The sequence below is a fragment of the Allobosea sp. Root483D1 genome, from assembly GCF_001429505.1.
Classification (GTDB): Bacteria; Pseudomonadota; Alphaproteobacteria; order Rhizobiales; family Beijerinckiaceae; genus Allobosea.
On record NZ_LMJW01000022.1, the window covers coordinates 264,002 to 276,264 of the forward strand.

Below are 12,263 nucleotides of genomic sequence, written 5' to 3' on the forward strand. Positions count from 1 at the left end.
ACAAGACCCTCACAATGCCGTGCGACGGAAGGGCGCGGGGGAGGGGATGCCACCCGCCACGCCTTCCTTCTCCCGGATGGGAGAAGGTGGCGCGGAGCGCCGGATGAGGGCCTGCCGCTGCCGCAGAAAGCGCGGCGGCTCCGCTGCGGCCTCTTACGGGGAGGGCGGGNNNNACCCCTGCCCCTCTCCCATCCGGGAGAGGGGTTCTCCGTCGCGGTTCCCGCGCCCTTGCTTCACCCACGCGCCAATCCCCGCCCGCAGGCCTGCCTGCGGGCGCTCAAAATACGGGGCTGGCGGAGCGCCGCGAGGCGCGTTTGGTATTCCGCTTCCATTGAGCCAGGAAGCGGCGCGGATGGTCCCCATCCGCACGCCCCGTGGCGCTCCGCCTTCGGCGTTCTTCAAGTCTCCGGGCCGCGCTTCTGCGGTTGGCCTGCCCGTCCGTCCCGCTCCTGCCGGCGCCAGTGCCCCTCAACGGGTGGTCGCGCCGACGGCGGAGCAGGGCGGCGCGTAACGGGCCGTCCATCTAGCGAGCTCCTCGCACAGGGATCGTAGTGTCCCACGCAGACAAGCTTGCGCAGTCTGCGATCGCAAAGTCGGAAGACGCCGCCGCAGGCGGCGGCTTTCGGCGGTGCCCCGAAGCCTCCCGGGAGCGGGGCGTAACCCCCGCCCGCAGGCGCCGACCCTCACCCAGCCTCTGGCATACCTCCGGACGGCCGCCCCGTATGGGTGATGGGCGAGGGGAATATACGGGAGGTTTTGGCAGCGGGGATAAGTTTGCGGCAGCAATCGATGATCTCACGTGCTAAAACGCCCTTGCTCGGCTCCGGGTCTTTTTGGGAATCACAAGAGGCAAATGAAGATGGCGGTGGACGATGCTCAGGGCGAGCTGTTTGCGCCTGTGAGCTATACGCTTCGCCCGGCACTGATTGGTGCGGACGGAGCGCCGCCATTCATCGTAATTGGCTGTAGTCGAGAAAAGCGCCGTGAAAGTGCTCCAGCTGAGAAGCTATATATTTCGAGCCGGTTTAAGGCCAGTCTGGCGCTTGTCCACGCGCTCGCTGCTCCGCATGCGGTTCTTTCTGCGAAGCATGGGATAGTAGCATCGGGTGCTCTTCTTGAACCCTATGACTTACATCTGTCAGCGCTATCGGCTGCGGAGCAGGAGGCCTGGGCTCGACAGGCTCTTGAGGAGTTGCGCACGTGCGCCCGCGGTCGCAGTGTGACTTTGCTTGCCACTTCGGAGTATGTCGAGCCTCTCATAAATGCCAACAATAATAGCGGTAAGCCATTGAACGTCCAGGCGCCGTGGTCTGCTTTAGGTAAACCGGATGTTGGCGTTTGGCTCAGTCAAGCTAAGCGTATGGTAGGAAGAATTCATGATCTTAAATCGCTATATAGCTGGATCAGCGATCAGCGGTCTGGCGGTCATGTTCTTGATTTTTGGGAGCTTTCTAAGAAGTCTGTTCCTAAAAGAGGTGTATATATATTCTTAGATCGACAAGAGCCTAATTTTCTCCAGATTCATCCGCGAATTGTTCGCGTTGGCACTCACGGCGTGAGCCAAGGGTCGATGGCTACGCTGCGCGGCCGTCTTCGCAACCATCTAGGGCCAGCGACGGAAGTTGGTAATCATCGTGGGTCAATTTTCCGACTTCATGTCGGGCGTGCAATGTTAGAGGCCGAGCAAAGAGGGGCACATCTGCCCACATGGGGAGCGGGACAAGATGCCGACGCGCGCGTTAAAGCTGTCGAGGCCGACCATGAAATTGCGGTGTCGCGATATCTTAGAGAGCTTGAGGTGGCGCTTATTGCTATAGATGACGAGCCAGCGAAAGGAAGCCTTCGAGCAAGCGTGGAGGCGCAGCTGATCGCGCTATGTAGCGAGGGGATGCGCACTATTGATACGCCCTCTGATCATTGGCTTGGACGCAGCTCTCCAATCGCATTGATCCGGGGGTCTGGGTTATGGAATATCCGTGGTGTCGGAGCGGACTATGATCCAAATGGACGCGGTTCGGTTTCGACCATTGTTGAGAGATGAAGAGAGGTGAGCATGCTCGATGCGGCAATTGCCCGTCAGCCGCGGCTACCGCGGTTCCTATGTCACATCTTTCAACGTTTAACTCAGCATCAGTTAAACCTTGTGACAGGAGCCGGCATCTCGATGGAGGCGGGCGTCCCGGGTTGGACCGCGTTGTTGGAACGACTCGCTGCTCGCGAGGATGATTTAAAGCAGGATCTTGGCCAGCATAGTGCCGCTGGCCTGCACCCGGAATATCTTGGGCAGATCATTTATCACAGGTTCAAGAATTCCAGCCCGTCGACTGAACCGGAAGAGTTGCGTGCTGCTGTTATTGAGCACGGCTGGGGTGCGGCAATTCATAAAGCTATATATCAAGACACTCTTGGAGATATAGAGAAAATATTGGAAGTCCATCCCTATCTTGTACAACTGCGCGACCTGTCTCGGAAATTGCCGCTCGTAATCAATTTTAATTTTGATGACTTGCTTGCTGAGGCAATAGGTAGTCAAATAAAATCTGAAGATTCTGATGGAAATTCTTTAACTATTACTTGGAACGCTCCTCTTGTTGATAGAAAAGGAAATACGACCATTTACCATGTAAATGGTATTTTGCCGAGGATTAGTCTTAGAAAAAGAAGCCCACAGATCATATTTACAGAAGATTCGTTTGCTGCTGCCCGCGCGAGAGCGCCAGGGCTTAGTGCGGAGTATCTATTTCTACGGTTTGTTCAAAATACGATGCTTCTTGTTGGGCACTCACTTGCCGATAGTTCGCTAAAAAATTACTTGAGAATGAATAGAGATAAGAGTCCGGCAAATCATCATTATATGATCCATTGGCTGAAAAATCCCAGTGAGCTATCGAGTAGCAGGCAGAGGGATATTTTCGAGGCGAATTTGGAATTGTACAATCTGGTGACAATATTTTTGACTTCAACTGAGATAAGTCAATTTCTGCAAATACTTAATATGGGATCAAGAGAATTTAGGGATTTGTTAGAGTCATTGGGAAGTGATCGGCGATCTAGATATCATTATTACATCGTTGGGCCGGTGGCCTCGGGAAAATCCTCTTTGCTTGAGCAGCTTAGATGCTTCCAAACCCATGAGGAATGGACCAGGCCTCCGCCGAACGAGATGTACCTTGCATCGACAAAAATTAACGACTCGCAACGCGAGATCGTAGATAAATTTGTGTATTCAGAGCTTAAAGAGAAAAATAATCGGATGCACTCTGCTTCGGCAGGATTTCATTTTATGGATCGCGCGCCGCTCGATTTATACGCCTTTTCTAGAGATGAATCTGAGAATTCTGAGAAGTCACAAAATTTGCGAGACATTGTAATTCGTGATCGGTCATTAAAAGAAGGAGAGATCATTTTTATCGAGGCATCACCTCAGAATTTGGTCAAGCGTAATATGGCGCGCGGAAGGGCTCCGGAGGATGCAGGTACTGAAGAGTATTTTCAGAATCAGACACGGATTTTAAACGAAATCTACACGCCAAATTTCAGATTTTCTACCGATCAGTGCAGCTCAGATGATTTGGCGCGTCGTGTTGCGCGTCATGTACTGCTTGGTGAGTACTGTCCGGTCGATCTTGATGGAATTATTGCCCGCTATGCGTGAAGATGGTGATACTTATCGAATTTATCTTGCAGCTCCGCTGTTTAATGACATTGAGCGCGCTTTCAATGCGCGTCTTGCCGAATTGCTCACGCCAGCAGTGGAAGTGTTTCTTCCCCAGCGCGATGGAAGGTTGATGCGGGACCTTGTTCGTGAAGGAACCCCGCTTTCAGCAGCACGGCAGCTGGTTTTTGAAGCAGATACCTACGCGATTCGACGCTGCCATTGCGTTGTTGCAGTCCTTGATGGGCGCACCGTTGACGAAGGTGTTGCGTTCGAGATTGGGTTCGCGCGTGCTCTCGATAAACTCTGTCTTGGTCTCAAAACGGATGACCGAACGTTACTCGCTTCTGGCGACAACCCTATGATTGTTGCCGGATGCCATGAAATCTTTGGTAACATAATCGAGCTAACGGGCGCGTTGCAGGGAAAGCTTGCGCCTTTTCGGAGCGCAAGCTGACCTCTACTCCGCCGCCTGCCGCGCGCCTTTCCCCTTCAACGGCCGGCGCTCCAGCACCTCCTTCAAGAACCGCGCGGTGTGGCCTTTGCCGATCCGGACGATGTCTTCCGGCGTGCCTTGCGCCACCACCATGCCGCCGCCGTCGCCGCCTTCGGGGCCGAGGTCGAGGACCCAGTCGGCGGTCTTGATCACTTCGAGATTGTGCTCGATCACCACCACGGAATTGCCCTGCTCGACCAGCTCGTGCAGCACCTCCATCAGCTTGGCGACGTCGTGGAAATGCAGGCCGGTGGTCGGTTCGTCCAGGATGTAGAGGGTGCGACCGGTGGCGCGCTTGCTGAGCTCCTTGGAGAGCTTGACGCGCTGCGCCTCGCCGCCCGAGAGCGTCGTTGCCTGCTGGCCGACCTTGACATAGTCGAGGCCGACGCGGGCGAGCGTCACCATCTTCTCGCGGATCGAGGGCACGGCCTTGAACAGCGTCTTGGCCTCCTCGACCGACATGTCGAGCACGTCGGCGATCGACTTGTCGCGGTACTTCACCTCAAGGGTCTCGCGGTCATAGCGCTTACCCTTGCAGACATCGCAGGTGACGTAGACGTCGGGCAGGAAGTGCATCTCGATCTTGATGACGCCGTCGCCCTGGCAGGCCTCGCAGCGGCCTCCTTTGACGTTGAAGCTGAACCTGCCGGCCTGGTAGCCGCGCGCCTTGGCCTCGGGCAGGCCGGCGAACCATTCGCGGATCGGCGTGAAGGCGCCGGTATAGGTCGCCGGGTTCGAGCGCGGGGTGCGGCCGATCGGCGACTGGTCGATGTCGATGACCTTGTCGAGATGCTCCATGCCCTCGATGCGGTCATGGCTCGCCGGATGCTCGATCGAGCCGTTGAGCTTGCGCGCGATCGCCTTGTAGAGCGTGTCGATGATCAGCGTCGACTTGCCGCCGCCGGAGACGCCGGTGATGCAGGTGAACAGGCCGAGCGGGATGTCGACCGTGACGTCCTTGAGGTTGTTGCCGCGGGCGCCGACGATCTTCAGGCTCCGGCCCTTCTGCGGCTTGCGGCGCTTCAGCGGGACAGGGACGCTCATCTCGCCGGTGAGGTATTTGCCGGTCAGCGAGTTCGGGTCGTCCAGAATGTCCTGCGGCGTGCCCTTGGCGACGATCTCGCCGCCATGGATGCCGGCGCCGGGGCCGACGTCGACGACATAGTCGGCGGTCATGATCGCATCCTCGTCATGCTCGACCACGATCACGGTGTTGCCGAGGTCGCGCAGGCGGCGCAGCGTGCCGAGCAGGCGCTCATTGTCGCGCTGGTGCAGGCCGATCGACGGCTCGTCGAGCACATAGAGCACGCCGGTGAGGCCAGAACCGATCTGCGAGGCCAGGCGGATGCGCTGGCTCTCGCCGCCGGAGAGCGTGCGCGAGCCGCGCGCCAGCGTCAGGTATTCCAGGCCGACATCGAGCAGGAAGGTCAGGCGGTCGCGGATCTCCTTGAGGATGCGCGGGGCGATCTCGTTCTGCTTGTGCGACAGGCGCGAGGGCAGGGCGGTGACCCAGGCGAGCGCGTCCTTGACCGAGAGCTGCGAGATCTCGCCGATATGGCGCATGTCGATCTTGACCGCCAGCGCCTCGGGCTTGAGCCGGAAGCCGTTGCAGGCCGCGCAGGGCGTCTCCGACATGAAGCGGCCGATCTCCTCGCGGGCCCAGTCGCTCTCGGTCTCCTTCCAGCGCCGCTCCATATTGGTGATCACGCCCTCGAAGGGCTTCTTCACCTCATAGGCGCGCAGGCCGTCGTTGTAGGCCATGCGCACCGCCTCGGTGCCGGTGCCGAACAGGATGGCGTCGCGCGCACTCTGCGGCAACTCGCTCCAGGGCTTGGTGGTCGAGAAGCCGAAATGCCTGGCGAGCGCATCGAGCGTCTGGCCGTAATAGGGCGAGGTCGACTTGGCCCAGGGCGCGATCGCGCCCTTCTTCAGGCTGAGCCCATGATCCGGGACGATCATCTCCGGATCGATCCGCATCTCATGGCCGAGGCCGTCGCAGACCGGGCAGGCGCCGAACGGGTTGTTGAACGAGAACAGCCTGGGCTCGATCTCGGGGATGGTGAAGCCGGAGACCGGGCAGGCGAATTTCGAGGAGAAGGTGACGCGGCGGGCCTCGCCGTTCTCCTCCTTCTCGTCGGCATATTCGAAGACGGCGATGCCGTCGGCGAGGTCGAGCGCCTGCTCCAGCGAGTCGGCGAGGCGGGCGCCGAGATCGGGGCGAATGACGATGCGGTCGACCACGACGTCGATGTCGTGCTTGAACTTCTTGTCGAGCGCCGGCGCATCCGGGATCTCGTAGAACTCGCCATTGACCTTGACGCGCTGGAAGCCGCGCTTCAGCCAGTCGGCCATCTCCTTGCGAAACTCGCCCTTGCGGCCGCGGACGACCGGCGCCAGCAGGTAGCCGCGGGTCTTCTCCGGCAGCTCGACCAGCCGGTCGACCATCTGCTGCACGGTCTGGCTCTCGATCGGCAGGCCGGTCGCCGGCGAATAGGGGATGCCGGTGCGGGCCCAGAGCAGGCGCATATAGTCGTGGATCTCGGTGACGGTGCCGACCGTCGAGCGCGGGTTCTTCGAGGTCGTCTTCTGCTCGATCGAGATCGCCGGCGAGAGCCCGTCGATCTGGTCGACATCGGGCTTCTGCATCATCTCGAGGAACTGGCGGGCATAGGCCGAGAGCGACTCGACATAGCGGCGCTGGCCCTCCGCATAGATCGTATCGAAGGCGAGCGAGGACTTGCCCGAGCCGGAGAGCCCGGTGAACACCACCAGCTTGTCGCGCGGAATGGCGAGGTCGACATTCTTGAGATTGTGCTCACGCGCGCCGCGCACCGAGATGACGCGCGCGTTCGGGTCGGCCGCACGGTTGCGGTCGAACATGTCTTCCAGCGCGGCAGCCTGGTCGGCGAGCGTGGTCTTGCGAGCCATGGTGGTGTCCGGTTCGGGGTCAGCCGTAGAGATAGGGCAATCGCCGTGCCGTGCCAGTGCGGCCGGGCGGGAGGCCGGCATGACTAGCACGCAACCGCAGATGTTGCCGCATTGTTCCGGTGCGGTGTGCTGACAGGAATTGTCAGGAGCGTGGCAGGCTGCGGAAACGTAGCCGGAGCAGCATCGCCGCGACGAGCATGGCGACGGCCAGAACCCCGGACAGGATCAGCGCCGCCGAGGCGCCATAACGTTCGATCAGCAGCGCATAGCCGAGCGGCGCGGCGGCCGAGAGGAAGAAGCCCGGCGCCAGCAGGCGGCCGACATAGGCGCCATAGCTCCTCGGATCAAACAGCATCAGCGGCAGCGTCCCGCGCGTGATCGTCAGCACGCCGTTGCCGGCACCATAGGCGAAGGCGAAGACGAGGGCCGCGATGGCGCTCGCGCCGCCGGCGAGGCCGACGACGAAGCAGAGCGGCAGCACCAGGCAGGCGACGAGATTGAGGTCGAACGGGCTGGTGCGGGACCCGAACAGCACCTCGCCGAGCCGCGCCAGCGACTGGCCGATGCCGCGCGTTGAACCGATCCAGACCGCGGCGGCGGCAGGCAGGCCGAGCCCGGCAAGGATGCCGATCATATGCGCGGACATGCCGGCGTTGAGGATGCCGGCGAAGGTGACGATCAGCGCATAGAGCAGGCCGGCAAAGCGGGTGTCTGCCGGGCTGAGCGCAATGGTGGGCTTTGCCGCGGCGGCCTCGGTCCGGAGACGAACGGAGCCGCCCGGCAGCGTCAGGTGCAAGGGCAAGGTGAGCAGCGCGAAGCCGGCATAGGCGATGAGTGCGCCGCGCCAGCCGAACTGCTCGGCGAGTGCATGGCCGAGCGGCCAGAACACGGTCGAGGCGAGGCCGCCGAGCAACGTGATCTGGGCGATCGGCCGGCGCGCCGCGCTGCCACCGATATAGGCCAGCGCAGCAAAGGCGGCGTCATAGAGGCTGAGCCGCATGGCGAGGCCGAGGCAGAGCCAGGCGGCGTAATAGGCCGGAATCGTCTGGGCGAAGGCGAGGCCAGCGCAGCCGGCAGCCGTGAGCAGTGAACCGGCGCACATCACTGTGCGGCCGCCATGGCGGTCGATCAGGCGGCCGACTGCGCCGGAGGTCAGTCCCATCACCAGCAGGCCGGCCGAGAGCCCGCCATGGATGATCGCCTGCGACCAGCCGAGCTCGGCCGCGATCCGCTCGCCGAAGGCGCCGACCAGGTAATAGGAGACGCCCCAGGAGATGAGCTGGGCCAGCCCGAGGCAGAAGACGGTGCTGCGAGTGATCACCGGGCCGGCCCGGCCGCCCATGGCTGTGGCAACGTCTCGTCGCCGGCCCCGAGGCTGCGCTGCATCAGGATCGTGTCGACCCAGCGGCCGAACTTGAAGCCGGTCGAGCGCAAGGTGCCGACCGGCTCGAAGCCGAAGCGGCGGTGCAGGCCGATCGAGCCGGCATTGCCGCTATCCCCGATATTGGCGAGCATCTGGCGCCAGGGGCCGGCTTCGCAGCGGGCGATCAATGCGCCAAGCAAGGTGGAGCCGATCTTCCGGCCGCCGAGCCCGTCGGCGACATAGATCGAATCCTCGATGGTGTGGCGATAGGCCGGGCGGGGGCGATAGGCGGTCGCATAGCTGTATCCGACGATCCGGCCGTCGAGTTCGGCCGCGAGATAGGGCAGGCCGAGCCCCAGCACCGCCTGCCGGCGCGCCAGCATCTCCTCGACGCTCGGCGGCGTCTCCTCGAAGCTGGCGAGGCCGTGCAGGACGTGGTGGGTGTAGATCGCCTGGATCGCGCCCATGTCGCCTTCTCGCGCATCGCGGACAAGGATTTGGGGCGCAGCGTTGCCGGTGGGCTCAGAGGTCGTCATCGCAATCGTTTCGGCCCGGCAGGGCCGCCTTTCCGTCGTATCGGGGCGCCCGGTCAGCGCCTAGCGTCGTGTCACGCCGATATCGGCGAGTCAGTGCTCGTCAAGCTCGCGCAGGGTCCGCAATTGCTGATAGCGCGAATGCTGGGAGGCGCCGACATAATCTGCCGCCTCGCGCAGCAGCTTTCGTCCCGCACACCAGATCCCGCTCATCGCCTGCGCCCCGCCACGGCCGGACACTCTCTCCAGCCGCGTGGCCAACTTGCGCTTTGCCGCGTCATAAATGAAGCTTCTCGAAATTATGCAGAGCATAAGAGATTCTTTGAGATGCGTGACCTCCGCCTCGATCAGCTCGACAGCTTCCGCCAGGTGATCGCGCTCGGAAGCTTCTCGGCGGCGGCCGAGCGGCTCGGCCTGAGCCAGCCGGCGGTCAGCCTGCAGATCCGCGAGCTCGAGCGCCGGCTCGGTACGCTGCTGATCGAGCGGGTCGGCCGCCGCGCGCAGCCGACGGCTGCTGGCATCGAATTGCTCGACCATGCCGGGCGGATCGCGGCGGCCGTAGCGGCGGCGCGCGAAGCCATGGCGCGGCACGCAACCGGGGCGATGGGCCGTGTCCGGATCGGCACCGGGGCGACCGCCTGCATTTTCCTGCTGCCGCCGGTGCTGCGCGAATTGCGCCAGCGACATCCGACACTGGAGATCACCGTCAGCACCGGCAACACCTCAGACATCGTCAAGGCGATCGAGGACAACCTGATCGATATCGGCCTGGTCTCGCTGCCGGCCGCCGGCCGCAGCCTCGACGTGACGCCGCTGCTCGACGACGAGTTCGCCGTGATCGCGCCGCCGGACATGGAGCTGCCGGCGCGGTTGACGCCCGAAGCGCTGGCGCGCCTGCCGGTGCTGCTGTTCGAGCCAGGCGGCATCACCCGGCGCATCGCTGATGAATGGTTCGCCCGCGCCGGCGTGACGCTGCGACCGGTGATGTCGCTCGGCAGCGTCGAGGCGATCAAGCGGCTGGTCGGAGCGGGTCTCGGCTGCGCCATCCTGCCCGGCATGGCGGTGCGCGGTGAAAGCGATGGGCTGGTCGTACGGTCGCTATCGCCGCGCGTGCATCGCACGCTCGGCCTCGTCCTGCGCAAGGACAAGCCCTTGCATCGCGGACTGCGCGAGACGCTGAAGGCGCTGCGGGCGCTCGGGACGCTTGGCTGAGCGGCTGCGCGCTGCTGACAGACCTGGTCAGTCCAGGAACTTACCCGCCTGCTCTCCGGCGCGGTCGCCGGAGTCCGAGACGCCCCTTGGGGCGGAACATTTCCCGGCCTTTTGCGGTTCGTGGACATGACCGATCGTCCGGGTGCACGATCGGGTACTGCAGCCAGCGGGGGATATCACGATGAAAGCCGTTCTGCGAGGAGCAGCGCTGCTGCTCGGCCTCGGTCTGACCGCTCCCGGTTTCGCATGCGAGCTCGACCGCCCGCTGAAGATGGCGGGTCTCGACTATGATTCCGCTGCCTTCCACACCGCTGTCGCCAGCGCCATCGCCGAGAAAGGCTTCGGCTGCAAGGTCGAGCGCGTGCCGGGCGTGATCGCGCCGCTGGTCAACGGCCTAGGCCGCGGCGATGTCGACATCGTCATGGAAATCTGGCTGGCGAACCCGGTAGAAGCCTGGGTCAAGGAGGCTGCCGCGGGCAAGGTCGAGCCGCTCGGCACAACATTCCCCGATGCGAACGAAGGCTGGTTCGTGCCGCGCTATCTGGTTTCAGGCCCCGACGCCAAGGCGCCGGAGCTGAAATCGGTGCAGGATCTCAAGCGCTACAAGGACCTGTTCGCCGACCCTGACGAGCCCGGCAAGGGGCGTTTCTATAATTGCGTGGCGGGCTGGGTCTGCGAGGGCATCAACAGCAAGAAGCTCGTCACTTACGGGCTGGCCGGCGATTTCAACAATCTCCGCGGCGGCTCCGGCGAGGCGATCGTCGCCGCCATCGAATCCGCCCTGAAGCGCAAGCGGCCTGTCGTGTTCTACTATTGGGGACCGAGCTGGTTGCTGGGCGCCTATGACCTGGTCAAGCTCGACGAGCCGGCCTTCGACCAGGCGATCTGGGATGACGTGAAGGCGAGCGATGCGCCCAAGCGCGCCACCGCCTATCCAGTGAGCCGGGTCGTCATCGGCGCCAATATCGAGCTTGCGAAGAAGGCGCCGCAGCTTGCCGGCTTCTTCAAGAAATACACCACCACCAGCGAGTTGACCTCGAGGATGCTCGCCGAGGCGCGTGAAAAGGGCCAGTCGCCCGAGCAGCAGGCGCTCGTCTTCCTCAAGACGCAAGCTGATGTCTGGAAGGCCTGGTTGCCGGCCGACATCGCTGCCAAGGTCGCGTCCGGCCTGTGAGCCCGGACTGGCTGCCGGATCTCGGCAAGACGCTGCAAAGGCTGGTCAACCAGGCGGTCAATGCCGTCGTCACAGGCTATGGCGACGATCTCGACGGCTTCAGCAGGTTGCTGACGGCGCCGGTACGCGGTGTCGAGACGGCTCTGCTTCATATCCCCGTGCCGGTTTTCGTTCTGGCCGTCGCGGCAGGCGCCTGGCTGGCGCGGCGTACGCTGGGCTTTGCGCTGGCGATGGCGGTGCTTCCGCTCATCCTCGCCGGCCTTGGCCTCTGGACCGAGGCGATGCAGTCGCTTGCCCTCGTCGCCGTCGCCGTGGTGCTAGTCGTCGTGCTCGGTCTGCCGCTCGGCATCGCTGCGGCCCGCCTGCCGCGGCTGGGACGGGTGCTCGCGCCCGTCTACGACCTGATGCAGACCATTCCGAGCTTCGTCTACCTGATTCCGGTGGCGATGCTGCTCGGGCTGGGGCGCGCGCCGGCGCTGCTCGCGACCTTGATCTACGCCTTGCCGCCCTTCGCGCGGCTGACCGAGCTCGGCTTGCGCGGCATCGATGACGGGCTGGTCCAGGCCGCCCGCGCGCTTGGCCTCGGCCCGCGCCAGACGCTTCTGCTCATCGAATTGCCGCTGGCTCGGCCGGTCATTCTGCAAGGCCTCAACCAGGCGATCATGCTGGCGCTCGCCATGGTCGTGGTCGCCTCCATGATCGGCGCCAAGGGCTTGGGGGAAGTCGTGCTGCTCGGCCTGCAACGCGCCGATCCCGGGCTCGGCTTCGTCGGCGGCCTCGCGATCGTCGCGCTTGCGATCCTGCTCGACCGCATGGCGCAGGCAATTTTGGGAGAGCGGCGGCCATCTGCGTGAGTGGCCTTGCCGAGGCGGCTCTTGCTGCTGACGGATTCGGTCAGGGCG

The 12,263-nt window shown here is 62.9% G+C and carries 9 protein-coding genes; 6 read left to right on the forward strand and 3 right to left on the reverse strand.

The window, feature by feature from the left end:
- The first annotated feature begins 853 nt into the window (after positions 1-853).
- From ASE66_RS32240 to ASE66_RS31590, 3 genes are read left to right on the forward strand one after another with little or no spacing between them, the layout of a single operon-like run.
- Entirely contained in the window at positions 854-2,041 is a 1,188-nt protein-coding gene (locus ASE66_RS32240; protein WP_156412307.1) for a DUF6884 domain-containing protein, read from the forward strand.
- Between the two features lie 12 nt (positions 2,042-2,053).
- Positions 2,054-3,655 carry an SIR2 family protein gene (locus ASE66_RS31585; RefSeq protein ID WP_082613696.1) on the forward strand — a complete coding sequence of 534 codons (1,602 nt, stop codon included), beginning with the start codon at positions 2,054-2,056 and terminating at the stop codon, positions 3,653-3,655.
- Positions 3,648-4,112 carry a nucleoside 2-deoxyribosyltransferase gene (locus ASE66_RS31590; RefSeq protein WP_162262531.1) on the forward strand — a complete coding sequence of 155 codons (465 nt, stop codon included), beginning with the start codon at positions 3,648-3,650 and terminating at the stop codon, positions 4,110-4,112. The genes ASE66_RS31585 and ASE66_RS31590 overlap by 8 nt, the downstream gene beginning before the upstream one ends.
- 3 nt (positions 4,113-4,115) lie before the next feature.
- Here ASE66_RS31590 and uvrA read toward each other — a convergent pair whose 3' ends face one another.
- The 3 genes from uvrA to ASE66_RS24130 form a co-directional block, all read right to left on the reverse strand.
- Positions 4,116-7,031: an excinuclease ABC subunit UvrA gene (gene uvrA, locus ASE66_RS24120; protein WP_057193331.1), complete on the reverse strand. Its 2,916-nt coding sequence runs from the start codon at positions 7,029-7,031 to the stop codon at positions 4,116-4,118.
- Between the two features lie 190 nt (positions 7,032-7,221).
- Entirely contained in the window at positions 7,222-8,400 is a 1,179-nt protein-coding gene (locus ASE66_RS24125) for an MFS transporter (RefSeq protein WP_057193333.1), read from the reverse strand.
- Positions 8,397-8,978, reverse strand: a complete 582-nt coding sequence (locus tag ASE66_RS24130; RefSeq protein ID WP_057192299.1) for a GNAT family N-acetyltransferase — start codon at positions 8,976-8,978, stop codon at positions 8,397-8,399. The genes ASE66_RS24125 and ASE66_RS24130 overlap by 4 nt, the downstream gene beginning before the upstream one ends.
- Positions 8,979-9,302: 324 nt before the next feature.
- On the opposite strand from ASE66_RS24130, the gene ASE66_RS24140 reads away from it, so the two are divergent.
- From ASE66_RS24140 to ASE66_RS24150, 3 genes are all read left to right on the forward strand, one after another.
- Positions 9,303-10,187, forward strand: coding sequence for a LysR family transcriptional regulator (locus ASE66_RS24140; protein ID WP_057192301.1), 885 nt, complete (start codon positions 9,303-9,305; stop codon positions 10,185-10,187).
- Positions 10,188-10,368: 181 nt separating this feature from the next.
- On the forward strand, positions 10,369-11,361 hold the full coding sequence (locus ASE66_RS24145) for an ABC transporter substrate-binding protein (protein WP_057192302.1): 993 nt from the start codon (positions 10,369-10,371) through the stop codon (positions 11,359-11,361).
- Positions 11,358-12,215: an ABC transporter permease gene (locus ASE66_RS24150; protein WP_057192303.1), complete on the forward strand. Its 858-nt coding sequence runs from the start codon at positions 11,358-11,360 to the stop codon at positions 12,213-12,215. Before ASE66_RS24145 ends, ASE66_RS24150 begins: the two co-directional genes overlap by 4 nt.
- Positions 12,216-12,263: the final 48 nt, after the last annotated feature.

Bases quoted from the DNA above. Each gene is read 5' to 3' on its own strand.
- ASE66_RS24140 (WP_057192301.1), top strand. From the start codon at position 9,303: ATGCGTGACCTCCGCCTCGATCAGCTCGACAGCTTCCGCCAGGTGATC.
- uvrA (WP_057193331.1), bottom strand. From the start codon at position 7,031: ATGTTCGACCGCAACCGTGCGGCCGACCCGAACGCGCGCGTCATCTCG.
- ASE66_RS24145 (WP_057192302.1), top strand. From the start codon at position 10,369: ATGAAAGCCGTTCTGCGAGGAGCAGCGCTGCTGCTCGGCCTCGGTCTG.
- ASE66_RS31585 (WP_082613696.1), top strand. From the start codon at position 2,054: ATGCTCGATGCGGCAATTGCCCGTCAGCCGCGGCTACCGCGGTTCCTA.
- ASE66_RS24130 (WP_057192299.1), bottom strand. From the start codon at position 8,978: ATGACGACCTCTGAGCCCACCGGCAACGCTGCGCCCCAAATCCTTGTC.
- ASE66_RS31590 (WP_162262531.1), top strand. From the start codon at position 3,648: ATGCGTGAAGATGGTGATACTTATCGAATTTATCTTGCAGCTCCGCTG.
- ASE66_RS32240 (WP_156412307.1), top strand. From the start codon at position 854: ATGAAGATGGCGGTGGACGATGCTCAGGGCGAGCTGTTTGCGCCTGTG.